The organism is Campylobacter concisus (genome assembly GCF_015229955.1).
GTDB lineage: Bacteria > Campylobacterota > Campylobacteria > Campylobacterales > Campylobacteraceae > Campylobacter_A > Campylobacter_A concisus_AT.
In genome coordinates this window covers 207351-230388 of sequence record NZ_JAAKYZ010000002.1, presented here as the reverse complement: position 1 = coordinate 230388, position 23038 = coordinate 207351, and the positions used below count along the sequence as shown (strand labels likewise).

At 33.6% G+C, this 23038-nt stretch carries 24 protein-coding genes and 2 pseudogenes; 4 read left to right on the top strand and 22 right to left on the bottom strand.

The window, feature by feature from the left end; all coding sequences use genetic code 11:
- Positions 1–50: 50 nt before the first annotated feature.
- From G6W45_RS05480 to G6W45_RS05455, 8 genes and pseudogenes are all read right to left on the bottom strand, one after another.
- Positions 51–173 carry a transposon-encoded TnpW family protein gene (locus G6W45_RS05480; RefSeq protein WP_346265364.1) on the bottom strand — a complete coding sequence of 41 codons (123 nt, stop codon included), beginning with the start codon at positions 171–173 and terminating at the stop codon, positions 51–53.
- 99 nt (positions 174–272) lie between these two features.
- A complete protein-coding gene (locus tag G6W45_RS10100) occupies positions 273–629 on the bottom strand; it encodes an ATP-binding protein (RefSeq protein WP_430746638.1) in 357 nt (118 codons plus the stop codon).
- A gap of 20 nt (positions 630–649) precedes the next feature.
- A complete protein-coding gene (locus G6W45_RS10095; RefSeq protein WP_242039070.1) occupies positions 650–937 on the bottom strand; it encodes a P-loop NTPase family protein in 288 nt (95 codons plus the stop codon).
- Positions 891–1115 carry a hypothetical protein gene (locus tag G6W45_RS10090; protein ID WP_009295464.1) on the bottom strand — a complete coding sequence of 75 codons (225 nt, stop codon included), beginning with the start codon at positions 1113–1115 and terminating at the stop codon, positions 891–893. Before G6W45_RS10090 ends, G6W45_RS10095 begins: the two co-directional genes overlap by 47 nt.
- Before the next feature lie 200 nt (positions 1116–1315).
- Complete coding sequence (locus G6W45_RS09655) at positions 1316–1660, bottom strand: hypothetical protein (RefSeq protein ID WP_196780145.1); 345 nt, start codon at positions 1658–1660, stop codon at positions 1316–1318.
- 757 nt (positions 1661–2417) lie between these two features.
- A pseudogene (locus tag G6W45_RS09825) lies at positions 2418–2606 on the bottom strand (DUF3847 domain-containing protein); the annotation flags it as partial.
- A gap of 501 nt (positions 2607–3107) precedes the next feature.
- Positions 3108–3461 carry a cupin domain-containing protein gene (locus G6W45_RS05460; RefSeq protein ID WP_009295467.1) on the bottom strand — a complete coding sequence of 118 codons (354 nt, stop codon included), beginning with the start codon at positions 3459–3461 and terminating at the stop codon, positions 3108–3110.
- A 77-nt stretch (positions 3462–3538) separates the two neighbouring features.
- Positions 3539–4456, bottom strand: a complete 918-nt coding sequence (locus G6W45_RS05455; RefSeq protein ID WP_009495139.1) for a type II restriction endonuclease — start codon at positions 4454–4456, stop codon at positions 3539–3541.
- Between the two features lie 102 nt (positions 4457–4558).
- Between G6W45_RS05455 and dcm the strand changes: the two genes are divergently transcribed.
- On the top strand, positions 4559–5740 hold the full coding sequence (gene dcm, locus G6W45_RS05450; RefSeq protein WP_194167777.1) for a DNA (cytosine-5-)-methyltransferase: 1182 nt from the start codon (positions 4559–4561) through the stop codon (positions 5738–5740).
- Positions 5741–5742: 2 nt separating this feature from the next.
- Here the strand turns inward: dcm and G6W45_RS10085 are convergent, their stop codons facing one another.
- The 3 genes from G6W45_RS10085 to G6W45_RS10075 form a co-directional block, all read right to left on the bottom strand.
- On the bottom strand, positions 5743–6057 hold the full coding sequence (locus tag G6W45_RS10085) for a hypothetical protein (protein ID WP_009295470.1): 315 nt from the start codon (positions 6055–6057) through the stop codon (positions 5743–5745).
- Positions 5999–6280 (bottom strand): DUF4368 domain-containing protein, encoded by a 282-nt coding sequence (locus G6W45_RS10080; RefSeq protein WP_430746637.1) that lies wholly within the window; start codon positions 6278–6280, stop codon positions 5999–6001. The genes G6W45_RS10085 and G6W45_RS10080 overlap by 59 nt, the downstream gene beginning before the upstream one ends.
- A gap of 121 nt (positions 6281–6401) precedes the next feature.
- Positions 6402–7586, bottom strand: a complete 1185-nt coding sequence (locus G6W45_RS10075; protein WP_194167776.1) for a recombinase family protein — start codon at positions 7584–7586, stop codon at positions 6402–6404.
- 74 nt (positions 7587–7660) lie between these two features.
- Between G6W45_RS10075 and G6W45_RS05430 the strand changes: the two genes are divergently transcribed.
- Positions 7661–8656, top strand: coding sequence for a Cj0814 family flagellar-dependent secreted protein (locus G6W45_RS05430; RefSeq protein ID WP_430746636.1), 996 nt, complete (start codon positions 7661–7663; stop codon positions 8654–8656).
- A 116-nt stretch (positions 8657–8772) separates the two neighbouring features.
- Entirely contained in the window at positions 8773–9609 is an 837-nt protein-coding gene (locus tag G6W45_RS05425) for a Cj0814-related protein (RefSeq protein WP_194167775.1), read from the top strand.
- An 80-nt stretch (positions 9610–9689) separates the two neighbouring features.
- Here G6W45_RS05425 and G6W45_RS05420 read toward each other — a convergent pair whose 3' ends face one another.
- The 4 genes from G6W45_RS05420 to G6W45_RS05405 form a co-directional block, all read right to left on the bottom strand.
- Positions 9690–10478 carry a Cj0814-related protein gene (locus G6W45_RS05420; protein WP_194167774.1) on the bottom strand — a complete coding sequence of 263 codons (789 nt, stop codon included), beginning with the start codon at positions 10476–10478 and terminating at the stop codon, positions 9690–9692.
- A gap of 13 nt (positions 10479–10491) precedes the next feature.
- Positions 10492–11673, bottom strand: a complete 1182-nt coding sequence (locus G6W45_RS05415; RefSeq protein WP_194167773.1) for a Cj0814 family flagellar-dependent secreted protein — start codon at positions 11671–11673, stop codon at positions 10492–10494.
- 96 nt (positions 11674–11769) lie between these two features.
- Entirely contained in the window at positions 11770–13524 is a 1755-nt protein-coding gene (locus tag G6W45_RS05410) for a response regulator (protein WP_194167772.1), read from the bottom strand.
- A 105-nt stretch (positions 13525–13629) separates the two neighbouring features.
- A complete protein-coding gene (locus G6W45_RS05405) occupies positions 13630–14781 on the bottom strand; it encodes a Cj0814 family flagellar-dependent secreted protein (protein WP_194167771.1) in 1152 nt (383 codons plus the stop codon).
- A gap of 421 nt (positions 14782–15202) precedes the next feature.
- On the opposite strand from G6W45_RS05405, the gene G6W45_RS05400 reads away from it, so the two are divergent.
- Entirely contained in the window at positions 15203–17344 is a 2142-nt protein-coding gene (locus G6W45_RS05400; RefSeq protein WP_103648543.1) for a tyrosine-type recombinase/integrase, read from the top strand.
- Between the two features lie 459 nt (positions 17345–17803).
- On the opposite strand, the gene G6W45_RS05395 is transcribed toward G6W45_RS05400, so the two are convergent.
- The 7 genes and pseudogenes from G6W45_RS05395 to G6W45_RS05370 form a co-directional block, all read right to left on the bottom strand.
- Positions 17804–18316, bottom strand: coding sequence for a hypothetical protein (locus tag G6W45_RS05395; protein WP_034965947.1), 513 nt, complete (start codon positions 18314–18316; stop codon positions 17804–17806).
- A gap of 119 nt (positions 18317–18435) precedes the next feature.
- Positions 18436–19509 carry an ABC transporter substrate-binding protein gene (locus tag G6W45_RS05390; RefSeq protein ID WP_009649437.1) on the bottom strand — a complete coding sequence of 358 codons (1074 nt, stop codon included), beginning with the start codon at positions 19507–19509 and terminating at the stop codon, positions 18436–18438.
- 17 nt (positions 19510–19526) lie between these two features.
- Positions 19527–20474 carry an aldo/keto reductase gene (locus G6W45_RS05385; RefSeq protein WP_009649659.1) on the bottom strand — a complete coding sequence of 316 codons (948 nt, stop codon included), beginning with the start codon at positions 20472–20474 and terminating at the stop codon, positions 19527–19529.
- Positions 20475–20497: 23 nt separating this feature from the next.
- On the bottom strand, positions 20498–21283 hold the full coding sequence (locus G6W45_RS05380; RefSeq protein ID WP_009649680.1) for an ABC transporter ATP-binding protein: 786 nt from the start codon (positions 21281–21283) through the stop codon (positions 20498–20500).
- Entirely contained in the window at positions 21280–22302 is a 1023-nt protein-coding gene (locus G6W45_RS05375) for a FecCD family ABC transporter permease (RefSeq protein ID WP_009649720.1), read from the bottom strand. The genes G6W45_RS05380 and G6W45_RS05375 overlap by 4 nt, the downstream gene beginning before the upstream one ends.
- A gap of 73 nt (positions 22303–22375) precedes the next feature.
- Positions 22376–22606, bottom strand: a pseudogene (locus G6W45_RS09820) (IS3 family transposase); the annotation flags it as partial.
- Between the two features lie 101 nt (positions 22607–22707).
- Entirely contained in the window at positions 22708–23010 is a 303-nt protein-coding gene (locus G6W45_RS05370; protein ID WP_034965946.1) for a hypothetical protein, read from the bottom strand.
- Between the last annotated feature and the right edge of the window lie 28 nt (positions 23011–23038).

Below are 23038 nucleotides of genomic sequence, written 5' to 3'. Positions count from 1 at the left end.
TAGCGAGCCAAACCTGTAACAACTTGTCAAGGACTTTCTAATCATTTTTATCATTTTTTTTGATGTTTTTCACTCTCAATTTCTCTAAGCATTATGTGTTTCAATTTGTCTTGCATTGTTTCAGTAGCATTTTTATTAAAATGTACAACAACTTCATAGGCAGTTTTTCCGATCTTCTTTATTGTTTTTGTTCCTGTATTATTTTTTGCATATCATCATTCCTTTCCTTGCAATTAAAAAGCGATTAGAATTTTTTACTTTTCCAATCGCTCTCATTCATCTATTAAGTTTTGTGCTTTCTTCAGCTTTTCTTTGTTCTGTATTTTTCTTCTATCAAGTCCCGTTATCCTAAAAGGTAAACACATCTCGATTATCCTTGAATAAATCCTGCCAAGCATTATATCTTCCTGTTCTTTTTCTATATCTTTGAAATTAAGGTTAGTAGTTATAATGGTTGGTCTTGCCTTTAGGTATCTTGCATTGATTACATTGTAAATTTGCTCTAAGGCATATTCTGTGTTTCTCTCTATTCCAAAATCATCAAGAATTAGTAGGGTAGGGCTTGTTATCTGTTCGATATATTCGTTTATATCAAGATTAAAGCCGCCTTTTTGTAAGTCGTTTAATATCTGTGCAAAGTTCCTCTTTTTTACTGTATGGCTATATGGCTATATTCTGTAATTATAGCGTTGGCAATAGCACAAGCTACATAGGTCTTGCCACTTCCTACATTTCCGTAAAGTAACAGTCCAACATTATCTTTTCTCATTTCTTCAAAATGTTTTACATAGTTCTTTGCTTTTTTGATGATTTCCTTATCTGTATCTTCATCGGCATTTTTAAAGGTGTAGGCTATTTGATTTTTGGATATAAAGCAGCTTTGTCTTAACCTATCTTGTTTTAACAGTTTTTTCTTGTTCAGCTCTATCTCTATCACATTTACAAGCCGTTCTGATAATCATAGGCTTATCCAACATCGGAATTACCTTACCGTCTATTCTTTCATTACAAATCTTGCAATAGATATGTCCGTCCTCTTCATAGTGAGTATCTTTGTTGTAGATAAAATCTGTCCCTTGAATTTTTGTAGTAATCATATTTTCTTTATCATTCATAATTTTAGTCTCCTTTTCTACATCAGGCTCTATAATGCGTTTTAAGGCTTATTTTTATCTTAACCATAGTCTGACACCTCTTTTATGATTAAACCCTTAAAAACACCTTTTATAGGCTGTCGCTGTCTTCATAGTTGGTTGAATAGGTTCTATGGCTTTTATTTTGATTATTTTTCTGTGATAGCTTTTCTTTATCCTGTTCATACCAATTCATACCAATTAAGGATTGTTACATAGTGGTCTTTGTAGTCTGTGCCTTTACTTTTGATATATCTTAATAGCTTTTCAGTCATTGTATCTGTATGACCTTTCAGCCTATCTTTTAGATTTTGGTATTCTTCATCGGTTAAATGAATATTTTGATACTCTCCATAAAGGGACACTGGGGCAACCTGTTCTATTCTCCTCTTATCTAATCTACCCTTAACTATACTATGCGGACAAACGGTTGACACTTGGTTGTCATTTGGTATACCAAGATTTTCAACCTTGATATATGCTCCATTTTCCGTTTGCGTTATACTTTGCTTTTCTTCAAGATACATCGTTTCTTTTCGTCTGTCATTTCTGATGTAGTTATTTATCTTCCAATAGGTAATGACTATAACCCCTCTTTAAAAGACAATTACAAAACCTTTTGTAATTAGAATTTTTAAGTCATCATCATCTGCCCTCATAGATAGATGAAAATACAGGCATTGGCTACTTAATGGCATATCCAAAAATAAGTCGCTATCCACTATCTTTATTGAAAACATCCTTTTATCTGCCATTTTTCTCTCCTATCTTTTGTTATGAAAATGTAGCAACAAATCGTTACTCCTTTTATCTTTTAAGGAAGTCGTGTTTCACTACCCCCTTTGATTAGTACTGTCTTTGATTTAGGTACACTCCCATTTTGGGAATGTGGCATTTGTCATCTTCTTATTTTTCTTTTGTTGTTTTAGATGTCGGTCTTAAAAATACTTTTGCTTTTCTATAAACTGAATGAGCGTTTTGAAACGGTACAATAGAAAAAGCCGACTTTTGTTGTTTCAGTATGTCGGCTTAATGTAAGCTATCTGTTTCAAATTTTTATTGTCAAGGGTGAGCGATAGTGAATGTGCTTTACCCTTGATGATAAAAAAGCGAATGAATTATATTCAGTTGTCTTTTGCCTTTAATACGGAAAAATGCTTCGGCTTTTTTCTTTGCTCCCCGCAAGGGTAAAAGCACCGCAGGTCGCAAGGACACCTAAAGGGTGTATAATTGCGCCCTTAGAAAATCTAAGGGAATTACAATTATACTATGTCCTTGCGTTTCTTAGTCTTTTTGAAATGCTCTTTGCAAAATAGCCTTTATTTCTTCATTACTTTTCTCGCTTGCTCCCTCAATTAAACTTTCTAAGATTGCTCCTCGCTCTATCAATCTATGGTTTCGCTTTTTTCTTTCTTCAAGGCTCGTTTGCTTTCTGATTTTCTTTTCCTGATTTTTAAGCTGAGATAGTTTCTTTTCATATTTTTTTTCTTCTTACTTGCTTTCAATCTTTTCTTTTACTTTTTCTAATTCTGTTTTTATTGTCCATAAATTTCATCTCCTTTCAAGTTTTTTTCATAAGAAAAGACGATAGATGTTTTACTTTCTATCGTCTTGAATCTGTATTATTCAGCTCGACAAACTGAAATTTGACTTACTTCTTGTATTTCTCAACGATTATGCCTGCTACAATACCTACAATAAATCCCGCCGTAGTAACAGCCGAAAACTTAAACTTACCCCAAAGAGAAGGAAGCGCAGAAATCGCAAGTGCATACCAAAACAGATTACTACTGAGCAACCAACCATATAAATAACTATGCTCACCAGTTGAAATATTAGTAAATAGCCAACCAATCAAGTTGCTCTCACCAATATATCACCAGATATACAGCTATGTATCCCAATGTTATATAAACATTTTTCTTTCTCAAGTATAATCACAATCCTTTGTCAAACGGGAATTTTATTCTCCTGTCACTCGTTTATAGGATCATAGTCGGAAGGGACAGGTGCTACTATACTTACAAAGATGATATCCTCATCTCCAGTATTTTTTGCTCCGTGGCAGGAGTCTTTCTTCGATACTATGACATGGCCTTTCTTGAATGGAACCTCTTCATTAGGCTGGGGGTAGAATATTCCCTCTCCCTGAAGGACGATCCATATATCGTCGGAATTGTGGTGATAGTGCTTTTGCAATGTCTGACCGGGTTTGATAACCCAGACCGATCCGCCTGTAGATTCTGTCTGATAAAACGGTGTTCTGACAGCCTTTTCCGGATCCTCTTTTTTTACAAGGTCCATGCAATAGATTCTCTGTTCGCTCATGATTATTTGCTCCTTTGTATTCCATAGTTTAATCGAAAAAATGCGATTTAATGATATACCGACAAATTCTAATTTGTCTACTTCTTTATGTTTTTTAATCTCTCATCATAATATTCTTCTACAAATTTATGATTTTGGTGTTTTTCAATTTGCTTAGTGATAAGCTCTATCATTTGCTCATTTTGTTCTACTGTGTAGTTGAAATTTTTCCAATGAGAAACATTGTCTAAACATATTTCAACCAACTTTTCAAAGGTTAATACCCTTTCATTATCGGAATAATATGTTTCTTTTATATTTTTTGTTGTTGTAACTTGTATATTAGCCTCATATAGAGTGTTCAATACATCAGAGCTAATAGAAGTATCAAGAGTTGCTAAAAACATTTCTCTTGCACCTGTTCTTCCCATTTCTTCAGGTACTTCTTGCCATCTTTCTCTTAATGTGGTTTTTGCACTAATTAAGACAGTATTTCTCTTATTTACAATGTATTCTAAAACACCCGGAGAAACTAAATCTACCAATTTACCAAGACCTTTATTGACAAACTCTTGTTTACCTATATTACCTTGACTGTCAAGTGGAATCCCTGCACCAATCAAAATGAGTTCTATAATACTTTCAAATTCTTTACCTGCTCTACTCCTCCTACTTTGAGTATTTGACAAAGTCAAAGCATATATATGTTCCGGAAATTCTTCCACAAACCAAGTAATTGCCTCTATTGGTGTAAGAGTTTTGATATACTCATCATCAACTAACTCTTTTAGCATTTTTGAAGTAAAGTCTTTTTCTAATGGCTGAAATTCACTCCAACAGCTATTTCTAAGTTTTTCAACAACTTCACTTGCATTACTTAAAAAGAATTCTTTAGGGACTTTGTCGTATCCTAATGTAATAAAATTATCATAAACTAAGTCATAAGGCTGTTTAAAGCCTTCTTTCCTTTTTTCTTTAACTAAGTTTTTATATTCATCAAGAGAAATATTTGCCATAACTCTTTTCCTTTCTTGAAAAATTTTCTTCTATATGGTACAATAGTGTCAAATAGAGGACAGTTAGTCCTTGAAATAACATATATAAAAAGGAGAATATATATGAGCATTATACCACAAATCATAGATAATTCCCCTGCTATTTTAATAAAAAATAAGCGTATCAGATTACAAATGACTCAAAAAGAATTAGCTGATGCTGTTGGTATGTCCAAATTCGGAGATAGGACAATTCGCAGATGGGAAAATGGAGAAAGTCAGCCATCGTCCATTGAGCTGAAACATATTTTATCATTTCCTGAAAAAGTACCTTTCCCCAATAATGAAAATGCCCCCTATAAAATCATTGATTTATTTGCCGGAATTGGTGGTACAAGGCTTGGATTTTACCAAACAGGTAAAACAAATGTCGTATTCAGTAGTGAAATTGATAAATTTGCAGTAAAAACATATAAGGCAAATTTTGGTGAAACTCCTTTTGGAGATATTACAAAAATATCTGAAAAAGATATTCCTAATCATGATATTATTGTCGGTGGTTTTCCTTGTCAAGCATTTAGTCAAGCCGGTAAAAAGCTTGGTTTTGAAGATACTCGTGGAACATTATTTTTTGAAATTGCAAGAATTATTAAAGAGAAACGACCTAAGGCATTTCTTCTTGAAAATGTCAAAAACCTAAAATCTCACGATAAAGGTCGTACCTATAAAACAATAGAAAAAACATTAAAGGATTTAAACTACGATGTTCATTCTATTATACTTAAAGCAAAAGACTTCGGTGTTCCACAAAATAGAGAGCGTATTTACATTGTTGGATTTGATAAGGATAAAATAGATAACTATAAAGATTTTTCTTTTCCAATTCCTCCCTGCCCAGATGTTTCTGTGGGAAATATTTTAGAGCAAAATGTTGATACTAAATACACCATTTCAAATGCACTTTGGCAAGGTCATCAACGACGAAAGAAAGAACATAAAATAAAGGGAAATGGATTTGGTTACACATTGTTCAATGAAAACAGTCCTTATACAAATACATTATCTGCAAGATATTATAAAGACGGGAGTGAAATACTTATTGAGCAAAAAGGAAAAAATCCACGAAAACTAACACCTCGTGAAGCTGCAAGACTTCAAGGCTTCCCCGAAAACTATATCATTCCTGTAAGTGATACTCAAAGTTACAAACAGTTTGGTAATTCTGTTGCCGTTACTGTTATCCATGCAATTGCAAATAACATAATTGATGTACTTGATACCTGTACTAAAAAAGAGATTGACTAACTTCAATCTCTTTTTTCTAACTTATTAACTTGTATACCTGCCCTTTTCAGAACCTTTAATTTTTCTTGTTTTCTCTGTTCTCTCCTTGCCTTATACCTTTCCTCATATTCCTGTTGTTTTCCATTTACTTTACGCTTTAAGTAGTTTTGATGAAGTCTGTCTTTTCTTTCCTTGATTTTTCTCTCTTCTTCCTCAATTTTTAATCTTTCTTCTTCTTCAGTCAATTCTTCTTTTGGTGGCTCATAGTTACCGATAAAATTAAAATATATCTCTATTTTTTTGCTTTGATGTTTGACTACCTTTTCTATTCCTTTCATGAACAATAATCTTTTCTACAAACTCATTTATCATTGTAGTTGTAAGTTCATCAAAATTTTCATATCGGCTTATTAGAGATATAAACTTTTTCGCCTTATCTGTTTCTTTTTCATATCTTGATATTGCAAACTCTAAGTCTTTAATTTCTTTGCTTAAAGCTATTTGCTCTGTTTCATATTGACTGTTAAGTATCTCATATCTATTACTTGGTATTTTTTTCAAGTATCATATCTTCGTAAATACGGCACATCAATCGTTCAAGTTCCTGAAGCCTGTTTTTACTTTCCATTAATCTTATTTTTTTCTTTTCTATCTCTACTTTTTCCTTTTCTTCCATTTCATTTTAAATGGAACGGATAAAGGCTTCGTGATCTTCATTAAGATATTTTTTAATGTCTTTTAAGGTTTCCTGTATAAGGTTTAAGACTGCTTCCGCTTTTATCCTGTGAGTAGATGGACAAAGCGTTCCACAGGGTACTTTCGTGTAAGCACTGCAAGTGTAATAGGGAATATTTTTGTAATTACTTGTTCTATGAACATACATTTTACTGCCACAATCTGTATAATACATAAGCCCAGTTAAAGGGTGATATTCTCCCCAACCATCGGGATACCTTTTTACATTTCCTCTTATCCTTTGCACATTATCAAAGGTTTCTTGGTCTATAATTGCCTCGTGGGTATTTTCAAATATCAGCCAGTTTTCTTCAGATACATATTTGCTTTTCTTATCCTTGAAATGCTTTCTTGTTTTGAAGTTTACAGTATGACCTAAATATTCCTGTTTCTTTAAGATACTTACAATTGTAGAACTGCACCAACGATAAGGATGTTCAAACACTTTGCTTTGATGTAGTCCATATCCTAATTTTTGCTGATGGTAAGCAGGTATATCTACTTTTTCACTTTCCAATATCTTTGCTATTCGATACGGACCATTGCCTTGCATGGTCAGATTGAATATTCTCCTTACTATCTCCGCTGCTTTTTCATCTACAATCCACTTATCTTTGTCTTTTTCATCTTTGATATATCCATAAGGTGGAGAGCTTGCCGTATGCTTTCCGCTTTCCCCCTTTGACCTGAATGTAGATTGTATTTTTCTTGAAGTATCTCTTGTATACCATTCATTCATAATATTTCTAAAAGGGGTAAAATCATCTTCTCTATAAAAGCTATCTACATTATCATTGATAGCAATGAGCCTAACTCCCTTTTGTCTTAAGATTTCCATACATTGACCGACTTTAAGATAGTCTCTGCCAAGTCTACTCATATCTTTTACGATTATACAACCTATTATATTACCTTGATTAACTCCGTTCATCATTGCCATAAAGCCCGGTCTATCAAACTGTGTTCCGCTTATTCCATCATCTGTAAAATGTATGATGTTGCTTAAATTATTTTTACCTGCATATTCTTCAAGGATTTTCTTTTGATTTACAATAGAATTGCTTTCTCCTTGAAGTTCATCATCACGACTTAATCTCTCATAGAGTGCTGTTATCTTTTCATAATTCCTCATTTTTACCCCCTTTCTCTTAGTTTCTTAAATAAAAAAGAATTAAGAAGTACATATTTCACTAATATAGTGATTAAGTGTTCTCCTTAATTCTATTACTCCAAGAGCCAGCTAAATTTACTTATACCACTTCTTCACAAAACAGCCTCATCTCTTTAATTTTCAGTGATCTTCAAGCTTACGGCTACACAGTGGATAAAGCTGGGTTTATGGGAGCTGATTTTAACAAAGCAGCCAGCTTGCCACAGGACTTTAAAATCCACAAAAGCACGCTTGATGAGCTTAGTAGATTTTCTGGGCGCAACCATGTGCTAAATCGCATCAAGAGCAAAGACGAGCAGATAAAGATCTTTGATAACATCGATATGGCCGACACTATAAAGCACTACTACAGACTATTTGATCAAATGACCTCTGCTTTAGGCGATTATAAAAAGAGCTACACCCTTGCAGATATAAGCAAACTACCAAAAGGTTACAGCACAAAAGGTACTCACTATGATGCCAAAGGACATTTGCTAAAAGATCTATCAAACTCTACTATCTCAAACATCTACTCTAGCACTGATGATCTAAATAGCGCTAAAACTCTTAGCAAGGAGCTTTCAAGTGCAGGCGTTAGGCTCATAGTAAAAGAGGTTGATTTTACGATGAGCGAAGCAGGTGATGAGTTTAGCTTTAACCCTGATATCTCTTTTTATAAGTCAGATGAAGGTTATAGTAAAGAGGCTCTTTTTATGGGATTTTTACGCAGTTCTAGACCGCTACCAAGTGATAGTGCAAAGACTAAGCTAAGTAGTGCTGCACTAAATGATATATCAAGCACTGGAGAGCATAAAGAGTACTTTGTGGATTTTGAAAAAATGGGTAAAGATAACGAGAGCATAAAAGCACTCATAAAAGAAAGACTTAAAGAGCTAACGTTTTTAATGTATGCAAGATCAAAGAACATTAAGGCAGAAAGTGCCACTTCAAACGAATATGAGAAATTTAAGCCAACTAGCGGGGATTTAAATTCTCTAGCAAATTCTTGGAGCGAGAGGATAAGTTCTATTAGTAAGACTTTTGTGTAGAGAGAAGTCATATATAAACTAAATTGTTAAAAGGTCGATTTACAAACTAAGAAAATTTCACTCAAACAAATTTTGAAAAATAGTTGAGTAGTTTAAAACTTACTAAGGATAGTAAAATGCAAATTTCTAGCTCACCATATCCTTATCTGTCTAGAGAACACATAGCTAGTGAGATGGGGTTTAAATTTAACGATATAAACGAGATACTTAGTAACGATATGGGATATGGTATGAGCTTTCCTAAATACGCAAGGCTTGATAGAAAAGCTCAAGCTGAGGCTTATGATAGGCACATATATCCGCTATCTGGCTTTACAAAAGGTGATGAAGCAAAAGTCACTATCATAGGAAAGCTTAGAGGCTATGATCCTGATTTTACAAGCGAGCAGTTATCAGATCTTAAAAATTTCATAAATGAAAGCAAGGGTTTATTTGTTGAATATATACAAGGTCAGCAAGCAAAACCAGACAACGATAAGCCAAAAATTTTAAGAGATACCCCATACACTGTAAATGAATTTTTAAATGAGTATCGTGGCAATCGCCAACTGCTATTTATGCAAAACTCAAGGACTGTTGATCTGCTTGATAGTGATATGAGCGTTGATGAGTTTAAAGAGGAGTGGGCTAAATATGCACTAAAAGAGCGGTTTAATATAACTTTATCTGGCGAAGATGCTAAAAATGCTGTCAATATACTAAAAGAGATGAATAAAAAGGGCTTTCAGGATATAGAGAGCGTTGAAGAAGAAAAAGACGACACCAAAGAGAAAAAATTTACTCCTATCCAGGCTGAAAGTAAAAACACTGAAACTTATGACATTACTAAGGATGAGAAATTTTCATATTTACTCAAGCTTCAAGAACTTGAGAGAGAACGAGGTATCGATGTGCTTCGCATTATGCAAAAACTTGAAGAAAATGGTAAAAAGGTTGTCGATAAAAAGGTTTAAATTATCTTTATATCTAGCACAAGCCGCTGCTAAGTTATCCTATGACAAGTTAGATGGTGATCCTCGTTCTGCTTTATCTATCAAGCCATCTTATTTAAAATTTGCTTCTTGTCTATCTTTTGCATAAGCTCTAAGACATCTATGCCTCTTTTTTCTTTAAATTTTAAAAGCTCTCTTGCAAAGAGAAATTTCTGATCCTTGTTTATATCATAGGTCTCATACTTCTTCTTAACCTGCATAGGTTTAAATTTTTTCTCAGACTGCTCTTTGGCAAAATTTGCATTATATTCTTGCTCTTCTTTGATTATCTGCTTTCTTTGTTCTTCAACATCTTTTGTTGCTTTTTCTCTTGCTTTGGCAAATAACGTTTTAAATTCATCTATGCTTAGATCGGTTCTATCTAAAAGACTAAGCGACTCCTTGTTATTATTTGGATAAAGGGAGGACATAGTTTCCATAAAAGCATCTAGTTCATCTTCTTCTTTTGTGCCAATACCAACCATCAGTCCAGATATTGTTGGTTTGCCATCAACAGAGTTGGTAAGCAACCAGTCCATGTGAGATTGTAATACATTGATTTCAAATTCCTCTAAGTTTTCTGGATATTTTGATAATAAAGCTCGCCTTTCATCAATGGTATAGCTATACTTTTTTGAAAGCATATTGTCTATCTTCTCTATGGTTTCTGTTATCCAGTTTTCACTACTTCTGTCTTCTTTGATGTATTTTTCAACATTATCAATTATTAAATTTTGCATATATGAATCAATTAGAGCCTTTTCTTGCTCCTTTGACATTTTTGCATTTTCTTTTTGGATAGTGTTATCTTGTATCGGTGTGTTGCTAAGTCCGTTTATGCTAGTTATCATTTCAGTTCCCCCTTTACGCCTTTATATCAACATCTCTTTTTATACCAAGCATATCTACTAGGTATTTTCCAGCTGGGTTTTCATTTAGCTCTTTTACTAAATTTAAAGGCGGCATACTAAATTTTAAAAAACTATCCATAAAGTCTTTGCTCTTTTTACCATCTTTGTCTATCTCACCAAAGAGTAGCTTTAGCATTTTTAGATTATGCTCCATCATCTTTTTAAATGAGAGTTCGTCTTCTTCATATCCCCTACGTCTATCTTCAGGAGTGCTCACAAAGCCACTTTGTAAGTCGATATAGACAAAGTCTCTTTTAGATCTGATGTAGTCTTGCATATATTTAGGCATGCCAGCTATGTCATTATCAGTAGCATTTATAAAGCCAGGTCCAAATTTCATCTCACCCATTAGATTAAACAGCTCAAATGCTCTATTAAATTCTTTACTATCTATGCTCTTATCATAGCCTTCTCTTTTGCCTTGTACTGTTGTCTCGCCCTCTCTTACATCAAGGTTGTTGTTTATGACGGCTGCTATAAGTCCGCCTTTGGTTATTGAGCCATCTTTATTAGTGTATTTCTCTCCATGCGGATCCATAAATACACCACTTCCCACACTCTCCTTGCCGCCATTGTTGTTGTTAAAGATATCTGTTGTTGGCTTTAGTGGCTGCCTGCCATCTCCGCCATCAAAGCTTGGGTTGAAAAAAAGCGTGCTTATCATCTGCTTATTTGACTCTTTGCCGTTAAAATCAGCCGCAGCCGAGCCAAATTCATGAATGGAGTTATGGATCTTGGTTACTTGCATACTTTGGCGGTTATACTCAAAGCCTTGAGAGAAATTTCTTATCTCATCTAAGCTAAAGCTATCTTTTGAGTTTAGTGTGTCTTCGCCAACTACTTGGGAGAGAACTTTGTAGGCATTATTTACAGTTTTTAGTATATCGATGCTGTCAAAAACCCTTTGCATATAGTCAGGCTGCGTCTCTATCCTGACTAAAGACTCCAGTGTGCTTGAGTGAATTTTATATCCGCTTGGTATGCCAGCTTGCTTATTAAACTCATCTGTAAAGTAGCCATCCTTATCTACCTTGTAGCCTAAAACCTCTGAGCTAGTTTGGTTGGTAGAAGCTTTGGTTGATACCTTTATGTTCTGCTCTAAATTCAAGGGGTAGCTACCAAGTGTGTTTATCATCTAATATCCTTTTAGCTTTAACTCACACCAAAGATATCGTCTTTTTTATGAAAAGATTTATTTTGCCAAGGCTTTTTAGTCTGCATAAATTTACTCCTAAACTCTCGTATCTACCTTTTTATAAAGCCTATCTTTGCTAGATAGTTCCTTAAATTTGAGGTCGTTTTCAAGATAAGTGATGTTATAAATTTCTTTAGTGGTGATGCTTTTGCCGTTTTCAAGTCCGATTAGGAATTTACTTGTAAATTTATCAGAGAGGTTTTTAACTAGCTTTGCTCCAAGCTCTTTTAGGCTAGATATCTTATCATCTTGCTTTATGCCTATATCCTTAAAGTCAAGTCTGTTTAGTTCTACATCATTCATGCTCTTAGCATCTAAATTTATACTTGCTCTTTTACTATCTTTGTCATCTTTGCTGATTAGCTTGCCAGTGTCGTTATAAATTTCTTTTACCTCTAGCTCTCTTCCGCTATCAAATTTAAGCGTGATAGTGCCATTTTTGTTTAGCTTCATAGCTATTACGCTATCTGTGTCCTTTAGAGCAGCTGCAGCCTTGCTCGTATCACTCTCAAAAGCATGCTTTACTCTTTCTAAATTTTCTAGGCTAAACTCAAGCCCAGTTGTTTTTTCAAACTCACTCTCCATAGCGATCATATAAGATGACTTTGTGGCTTTTAGCTTTGAGATGAGATCATCTGCGTCTTCTACATCATTTTCTTTTAAATTTTTGCTTATCCACTCTACGTCTTTGCTGTGAGCGCTAGACTCTTTTTGGTAGTCGTTATAAAATTTCATAAAGCTATCTTTTTGATAGCCTGCGTATGAAAAGCTCTTATCTTGTTTAGATCCAGATGGTTTTATGATAGGGTTAAACTCACTAAGCCTTTTCTTGCCATCAAAGCCAACTTTCTCATAGGCAAAGTTGTTTAAGCCGCTCTCTTCGTTAAATATCTTATTATCCCTAAGATCTACCCAGCCGTCTTGGTCTGCATGATCTTTGAAAAATTTATTAGTCTCTTCTTTGCCTATCTTTTGGTAGCGATACTCGGCTGAAAATAGAGTATAAGGGTTTGAGTTGTTTAAACTAACTCTATAATCAACCGTGTTTTTGCTAGCAAAGTCCATAGCCTCATGGCTTAAATTTCTAATATCTTTTTTAATAAAGTCGTTAAGGTTTATCTCGCTTACAACTTCGCTTAGTTTAAAAATTTTCTCATTTCCGTCTTTATCGTAGCCTCTAACCTTTAACTTATCAAAGTATTTATCACCAGAATTTATCACTCCGTCCTTGTTGCTATCAAAGTTAAATAAAAATCCATTTGCATCTAGCTTGCCTATGCCTAGTTTGTCATTATCGTCATAAAGATCCAAAAAGACCTCCATGTCACCCAGTGAGGTTTTTATCGTTTTTTCATAGGCGTAGTCATTTAAATTTGTAAATTTAGTATCTGCTGCTGCAATGGGCTTAATGGGAGTTTTTGAATTTATAGATGAAAAATAGGTGCTAGTTTGATCCACTTTCCTTAGTGCTGAGGCATCTTTGCCAAAGAGATATTTGTTTTCAAAGTCTTTTTTGTCCCAGTTTCTTCTTTGTATATCCACATAAGAAAAAGCATCGTTTGTCCCACTATCTGCTTTAGCATACTCTGACTTCACGCCACTGGTGCTAGCACCTTGGATGATAGAGTAAGTGCTATTTGAGATAAGCTTAGTAGCGATGTCTTTAAGCTCAGACTTTAAATTTGTATTGTCTAAAGTTTGCACTCTATCTACGCCAAGAAGGACCCTTGAATAGATCATATTTTTGGGTAAATTTATATTTATGGGCTCTAAATTTGGTGATATATTCATTTTAAATCCTTTTAAAATATATATCTTATATCGGCAAATATAAAAAATATTTAGTAGTATGGGAGCCAAAAGGGCTTAGAGCGAATGCCTACTATGTTATATATTTTATAGCTCTCTTGCCTTCGTCCTCTCATCAAATTCTTTTAAAACATCCATTATCTTGCTTGCTAGTCCCTCAAGCGTTTGATCTTTTTTAAGCTCTAAATTTCTAAGCTTTAAAATCCTAGCTAGTATATCTTTTAGATCTTTCTTGCCAGATAGTATCTCATCATAATAAGCCTTTGGTATGCCTATCTCACTTCTATCTTGTTTTGTAAGTATTAATGAACTTTTATACACACTAAGAGCCTCGTCAGTTATCCTTGTTGTGCCACCTTGTAGCACAAGACCTTGCTCGTTTTTTAAAAATGCGACAAAGATTTGCTCCTTTGTATAGCCTTGTTCGTTATCATATACAGACATATCAGGCTTGAAGTCATATCCAGCACTACTAACCCACATATAAGGGATAGTGTGCTCAGTTGTCATCACTTCTGGAGAAAAGTCAAGGAAATTTCCATTAACCCTTATATTTATATCTTTTAGATCATTCATTAGCTTACGTGCATCGTCTGCGTCTTGAGCTGTTCTAAATACATGAGTTATCTTTTCATTGCTTCTATCAGTTAGTCCATCTATCTCGTCACTTGTCATCCTACCCATTAGGTATTCGAAATGATCCATTTTTTTATCTTTTGAAAAGTAACCCTTTGGCATCTTTGCTAGATCTTCATTTGAGTAAAATTCTTTACCCTTGCTAATAACTCCAGCTGAAATTTGATCAAAAATTTTATAGTATTGCTTTATGGTATTTGCTAGATCGATATTTGCAAAACTATCCTCTCCAAAGAGTTGGTTATCTTTTTTTGTTTCCATTGAAAAATTTATACTATTTGGGTGTTTTTGATTGTGCAGCACTATCGCATCAAGTGTGCTTTTGTGGATTTTAAAGTCTTGTGGCAAGCCTGCTGCTTTGTTAAAGTCAGCTCCCATAAATCCTTTAGCATCTACACTATATCCATAGCCCTCTTGTGAAGTAAATTTGGCCTGGTAAAGAGAACCGATAGCGTTAGATGAAACAAAGTCGTTTTTGGGGATAATGGTTTGGTCTATCAAATTTATATTTGGAGTTTTAGGTAAGAAATTTACAAAGCCTTCGCTTTTTGTCTGTTTTTGGTAGTGCTGTTTTGTTAAGATGGAGTTATAAGAGACTTTCATAGCTTACTCCTTGAAATTTAGCTTCAAAGAGTAAGCAAAAGTTGTGCCGTAAAATTTAAGCTAGATAAATTTAAGTTTGCTCACTTTGAGATATAAATTTTATCTATCAGTAAAAATAAAAGCAAATTTATAGAAAGCATCTTGTAAAATAAAACAATCCTGAAAAAATGTACCGCTTTTTATAAAAAATGTACCATACTTTTAGGAAATTTTAAAGAAAGGGAAACTGCAAAAAGGGCAGTTAAAGTATCGATAAGTAGGACATCTATGGTGTCACGGGGGAGACTTGAACTCCCGACCTCCGGCTTATGAGGGTTTAAAAATAAACCTTGCGTAAGCACCAAAAAGACGTCACACAGCCAGTTTCACACTAAATATCTGCTACATTTTGCTACAAAGTTATATTGCATAGGTAACAAAGATGCAATATCTAGTCAAACGAAATGACATATACTACTTTAGAGTAGCTATCCCACTATATTTGAGGCCTTATTTTGGTAATAAAACCGAATACATAACCTCCTTCCTCACAAAACGCTTTGATACAGCAAAAAATCGTGCTAAGATCTACTCTATAATTTTTAACGCGATCAAAAAGGCATGGAAGATGAATTTGAGCAGCGAACTTATAGAGCACTTGGTGCTTATGCTTTTAAAAGCCAAGGAGGCCAAAAGTATCAAAGAGCATGATATGCTTGGCAGATATATAAATTTAGATGGACTACTATCACTAAATTTGTTTTTAAAACAGAGTTTAAAAGAAGATAGCTTACCCAGTGTCATATCAAAAGAGGTTGATGAGATCTGCAAAAAGCTATCTTGCGCTGACTCTCACACCAAAAAGCTTCTTGGCAAAAGAGTGCTTGAGGCAACGATAGATAATATAAATCACATATCATATAAGATGTGCAAAAACCAAAAGCTACTAAATGATAAGCAACAGGCATTTGTGCCATTTGGCAAAAAGCATAAGAGCACAAATTTAGATGATGGCACCAAAGACGAAATAGTAAAAAGCATTAAAGAGGCTAACATAGATAGCTATCAAGACGACATAGAAGCTTTAAAAAAGCAGGATTTGGTGCTGCCTTTTACTAAAAAGTCTTTAAAGCACTCTGTTTGCGAGTTAAGAGATTCTATAAATGAGCTAGCTAAGCAAAAAGGCGCACTCACACAAAACGATATCCTAAGAATATTTGGTTGTGAGTTATTGCCAGATGGAGATAATGAGCTAAGTGATGATCTAAAATTTGGGTATGGAAATTTAAATGATCCTAACTTTGGTGGTCAGGTAAAGTTATACAAGGCAGATAAATATGAAGATAAGGGCATAGTTTTAAGTGACATTGAGGCTAAAGACCTTGAGATAGATGATACAAGTGATGCTAGTGGCATGACCTTCAATGAAGCTATAAATTTCTTTCAAAAGCTCTTCTCAAATAGAGCTAAAAGTCTTAGATACAAACTAGACTCTTCTACTAAAAATGAGAGTAAAGCTAACTTGGTCACGCTAAATAGCGCATTTAAAAACTATATATCAAACACAAGCATTTCAAATAACTGGAGTGATAGCACATTTGGCCTTGTTAGACATGTAGGGCGGTTAATGTCTATGAAATTTGGCGACGAGCTAGACATCAAAAAGATAAAAAGAGATGACTTACTAAATTTTAGAAATGTCTTACTACAACTACCAACCAAGCTCTCTCAAAATAGTCTCTATAAAGATAAGAGCCTAGATGAGATCATAGCTTTAGCAAAGGATAGACCAAAAATTTCTAAATCAACCATCAAGAAGTATATTGTTAGAGTTAGTGAGTTTTTTAAATACTGCTACGATAGTGACTATATAGATAAGAATCCAGCTATAGATCTACAAATAAACATAAACCAAGATGATGTTACAAATAAAAACCCTTATGAAGATAGTGACGTAAATGTACTTTTGGATATTGTTAGTAAGATTAGATCAAGTGGTGACACTAAAAGTCAAAGGATTAGCAAAGATGAGCTATTTTTCGTTACTCATATAGCAGCTTACTCTGGCATGAGACTAAATGAGATAATACAGTTAAACACAGATGACATAGTTGAAAAATATAACATAGTATGCTTTAGTTTAAATACAAAAATAGATGTAAAAACAGGTAAGAGTAAGACTTTAAAGACTAGAAACTCTGTAAGGATAGTTCCTATCCACTCTAAGCTAAATAGCATTGGGCTATTTGAATTTATAGAGAATAAAAAGAAGCTAGCTAGGAAATGCGGCAAAGCAGTTAGGTTATTTAGCTGTGATAATAAAGACTTTTCTGAGTATTTTAGAAAGAAGATCAATACTAAAGTTATAAAAGATGATGATAAGACAAGGACATTTCACTCATTTAGACACACTTTCATAAACAAGCTCATTCAAAGTGGTCAAAGGGTTGAACATATAGCTGCCCTTGTAGGGCATGAACAACAATACAAGATCACCATGAACACTTATGGAGAGCCAGTAACTCCAAAAATTCTAAAGGATCTAGTTGAAGAGGTAAATTTTTATCAAGGAGGGGAAGGGTGAGCGTAGTAAACTATTTAGAATGATGGGATTGTTAACATAAATAGTAAAGGTTGATTTATAATTTAAGGTTATTTAAGATTCTGAAATTATGCTTAATTTTATGACTTTTTAATATTTTGCTATATGTTATTTTATTTATCTTAAACGGATCAATAAACAACGAAAAGCATAACCTGAACCAGCTTGCATATATATTCTATATATGGTATTTGCTATCAAAAAGCCATCTTGTATTTCATCTGGGCGAGGATACTTTTTGTCTGACAAGTCAGACAAAAACACCTCGTTAGGGATAATCCCTAAAACCCCATATTTATTATACAGCCTAAAAAATTACTGTATTTTTTCCATAAGAACCAAACACTAATAACTCAAACGCATCTTTATTTTCAAAAAAATACCCTCCTTACTGGTTTGTCCAGTAAAGAGGGCACATATCAAAACCCTTCTCTTTTTCTTTTATAGAACTTTTGCGTTATATACTTCTTCGGGCTTAGCGGCCAATAGTCTTGCTGCCATATCTTTTTTCATCTGAATCAAAGTAGTCTCTTCTTCTTCACTTCTATCTTCTTTTCTTGATAATTCAATAAATTCTTTTAGTACAAAACCTGGCTTTATGGTTATAACGACTGTTTTATCTCTATACTTGAATTTAAAATAATATCTTCCATGGGGACTTTCTAAGACTTCTTCAGCTTCTTTTAAATTAATATCAACGGAAATTCTACCACCTGTTACGCATCTTGTTACCATTTCAAAAGCATCTAGCCCTCCCGGTCCCGGAAATGCTGTAATAAGATATATCTCTCTTCTTTCTAATAATTTCCCATCATCTAAAAGTGGAAAGGCTCTACTCATGACTTGAAATGCATGAGCTACTCCCCCAGGATAACCTACACCATGATAGTTTAGTAAATCATCAAAGCTATATTCTAATTCATGTCCTTTTTCTAATACTTTTATTTTATCCATGTTTCTTCCTTTCTTGTTAAAACTACTTCCTCAATATTGTAGCAACTTCATCATCTGATAATTTGTAATCATATTTCTAATACTTTTATTTATCCATGTTTCTTCCTTTCTTGTTAAAACTACTTCCTCAATATTGTAGCAACTTCATCATCTGATAATTTGTAATCATATACATATTCAAAGAAATTCTTTAACTCTACTTCCATGTCCATATCTGAAAACAATTGTGGATACTGTATTTTTGCAGCCCATTTAACTGTAAGCGGAGTTTCAACCCCAGGAGGATCCCACCTATAAACACCTATAGGAATTTTGTATACTTGTTTGTTAGCTACAGCTTTAATTGTTGACCAGTCTCTACCTTCCTGCTTATTTTCAATAAAGTCTTCCGGCATTAAGTCTGAATGATTTCCTAAATAAATGATATCAGGGTTCCATACAATCATCTGCTCCATGTCCACTTCAGCCAATTTACCCTTAAGCTCGTGGGCCGGATTATAGGCTCCACTTGGTTTCATCCAATGGTCGTATGTTTTTACAGCTATTTTCATGTCACTATAAAACTCTATAACTTTTGGTTTATCTTCATCTTTTATTTCAGCTAACTTTGATGTTACTTCATTAATTCCTTTGTCCATATATTCAACTAATAAGTCGCCACGTTCTTTCTTTTGAAGTACTTCAGATATCATTTTTATATTTTCTTTTATACTGTCAAATTCTGCCCTCTTTAAAGCTACTACCTTAAGTCCTGCAGCTTCCATTTTTTCAATTTCTTTCTCAATATTCGAATAAATAAACACTACATCCGGTTTTAGCTTCAATAACTCTTCCACGTTAACAACTGAGTCTTTTGAACACCATTTAGTATTCGCATTAGCTAGTTGTGGATACATGTTTTTTAAAACACTTTCTTCAAAAGCTTTAATAGAAGATGGGTTGCATCCTACAATTTTATCTGTCTTTCCATCAATTGCATATATTATAGACGGAAGAGGCTTGTCCACCGTTGCAATTCTTTCCGGTGTTTTTTCAAATTTAATCGTTTTTCCTCTAACATCAGTAACCGAGTATTCGCTTTCTTTTACCTCTTTAACTTCTTGCACTTGACTAGCTTCTTTTTCGCTGCCGCCACAAGCATTTAAAATTAATGCTAGTACTAAAAATAATAATAAACTAATCCTTCTTTTCATTTTTCCTCCTTTGAAAATTATACACTTAGTGGATAAACTCCAAACAAATCTGCAACTTCTTCTCTTAATATATGAGGTCTTTGTCTAAGAGCTTTGCCAACTTCTATCTTTCTTTCTAAATCAACTTGATTAATTCTTTCTTTTAATTTTCCTTCTTGTTCACTCCTTTCTTTAGCAGAGTAAGGTTCTTGATATAGGGTTTTAATAGCTTCATTAATTTCATCTTTTGAATTAAAGGTTCCCAGTACAGAATCTATAAAAGGAAAGGACAGAATATATGCATATGCCGCTTGAACCAAAGTTTGGTCTTCTTTTATACGAATAGCGTTAAATATATCTTCATAAAGCAACAAGTCTCCTGTTGCCAGCGGATTCATAGCTATTGTCCCTATATCTTTTTCATGAGTCTTCATTATTCCTTTTAATCTGTATTTGGAATTAATTATATTAAAGCCCTGTAAACTATAATCAAATTTATACTCCCCAATCATCTCAATTAGTTCTTTATTTTGTAAGTGTGAAGAAAAAGTAATATGCTTAATAAGTCCTTCTTCTCTTGCTTTTTCCATCTCTCTTATAGCTCCATAGTTTTTAGCTCCTCTCCATTCTTCAAAAGATTTTACACCCCAAAGACAAGTAAAGGAGTCAATACAACTTATTCCTAAATTCTTCAAAGAATTTTCAAGATTTTTTCGAAATGTTTTAGAATCTCCGGCATGTGTCTTTGACATAATATAAAATGGTTTTTTATGCTTCTTCATTTCTTTTATGGCTGTACCTAATATAAGTTCTGAACAATTGTTTCCATAAGTATCGCCGGTTTCAAAGAAATTTATTCCTTGTTTATATGCATAGAAGAAATTTTCTGCATGTTTATCTATATCTTGGGGATTCTTTAAGTGATGACTTCCCATAGATATTCTTGAAATTTGTATGCCTGTAGATCCTAATTTTCTATATTCCATTCATTAACCTCCTTCTAACAGTTCTATATGGTTTTATAAGGTGCAACTGTTTTGTATTCAACTTCTTCTGCTTGAAAAACTAAAATTTTAGCTTTGATCTGAAAATACTTTTGTAAGTTATCTTCAGTAATGGCTTTCGAACTTTCATCAAAGGTTGTTTTGTAGTCACTACCGATAAACAAAGTTTTGTCAGATATCTGCAATGCATGACTAGGAAAATGAGTGTTTATTATGCAAGCAGATTTTTTATTTACATTTATATGTTTAATTGCCTCTATGATTCTAATTTGATTCTTCATATCCAGGTTTGACTCCGGTTCATCTAAAATAAGAAGTTTTGGATTAGAAACAAGAGCTCTCGCAATCATAACCATTTGAAGCTCTCCTCCGGATAGCTCATCACAGTATCTATTTGATAGCTTTTCAACTCCTAATTCTTTTAAAGTTTCATAAGCTTTATCATAATCTTCCTTCGTAGGGATATGGAAAAAACTGTTTTCCTTGTCTAAACCCATCACAACCATTTCTAAAACCCCATAACTAAACACACTTTTCTTAACTTGAGGAACATAACTTAAGTTTTCCCATAATTCTTTTTCTGCATATTCATTTATATCTTTGCCGAACAATAAGGCTTTTCCCGTGTCCCATTTTAAAAACCCCATAAGACACCTTAAGAAAGTAGTTTTACCCACCCCATTGGGTCCAAGAATGGACATTATTTCTTCTTCTTTTAAATCAAATGAAATATCTTTTAAAATTTTTCTCTTGCCATATGAAAAAGTACCTTTTTTAACTTGGAGTATCATCTTCTTTCTCCCAAATTTTTTCTAAGTATAGTTATGAATAATGGCGCACCTATAAATGCTGTTAATATTGAAATGGGAATTTCATTGCTTGTAGCTGCTCTTGCAAGGGTATCTATCAGTAATAAATAAATTGCTCCCATAACACAACAAGTTGGAATAAGGTACCTATTATCATTTCCGATAACCATTCTGGCCAAATGGGGAATTATTAAACCTATCCATCCTATAATTCCACATACAGAAACTGTAGTTGCAGTTATCAATGTTGAGAGTAAAATAACCACAATACGTAATTTTTTTACATTAATTCCTAAAGACCTAGCCTCATCAGAATCTAGAGATAAAAGATTCAATTTCCACCTTAATAGAAAGAAGCCGAAAATACAAGGTATTATTATTATTGAACAAATAACAAGGTCTCTATAGGATACACTTGCTAAACTTCCCAGCAACCACATAGTGATAGTTGGAAGCTTATCTTCCGGATCTGCTATATATTTAATAAATGATATTGAAGCATCAAATAGTGACTTTACAATTACTCCGGATAAAACTAACACATACAAATCTGTTCGTTTTTTTACTCTGGATAGGTTTAAAACTATATAAACTGCTAAAAGCCCCAGAAGCAAAGAAACTTGCTGAGTCACTATCATGTCTAGGGATAATAATATAGATAAAGCCGCCCCAAAACCTGCTCCTGAAGACACCCCTAGTAAGTCCGGGCTAACTAAAGGGTTTGAAAAAACAGTTTGATATGCTGCTCCTGCCAGTGATAGCCCTGCACCTACTAAAACTGCCATAAGTATTCTAGGTAGTCTTATGTCAATTACTACACTAGTTTCATGTACGCCTAAGCCGCTAACATCTCCGGTTATTGTTTTGTATATAATCATAAATGCTTCATAGGGGCTAACCGGATATCTTCCTAAACAAATAAAAGTTAGTATTAAAAGCAATAGCAATACAGAGAGAACCAATATGCATAATTTTTTATTCTTAAAGAAACCTTTTCCCATTTATCCACTCTTTCTAATTAATAGTAAAAATCTTTTATATAGTCTCCTATCCTCAATATAAAGAAGTTAACAAAATCTTTTTAGATATTTGCTCTAAATTAGGACTTAAGGATAAGTCATAAGAGATTATTTCATTTGTATACATATCAAGTATTGGTGAAATGTAGCATTTACCCCATGAAAAGTTAAATTGAGATACATCAGTACTCCATTTTTGTAACGGCTTATCAGCTTTAAAATTTCTGTCTATTATATTATCAGCAATCTTGCCTACTTTACCTTTGTATGAATGATATTTTTTTCTTTACACTATTAAGAATCCTATTATGAGTTACTTCATAATCTCCGTTTGCCATGATTTACCCTCCTTTCTTTAAATATAACTTAGTTATATTATAGCACTTGTTATATTTGAAAGTCAAGATATTGATACGCATATTCATCTTTAAAATGGTCATCATCATACTCTTCATATACATAATCATAATTTAACCTAAAATGCACATTACCAATGTACGCATCTACCATTGTTGTATTAGCAGTCGGTTTTTTAGTGTAGGCTTCGATAGTTAGGCTTGCTGGCAAAAAAGATTCTTGGTAAGTAAATTCACTTTTGGCAATAACACATTTTTCATTTAGGTATGAATTGCAAAATTCTAAAAACTTAGCTCCTAATTCATCTGCTAGCTCTCTTTGTGTGCTAGCCAAATCTACAAACTGATGTGCCCCGTGAGGT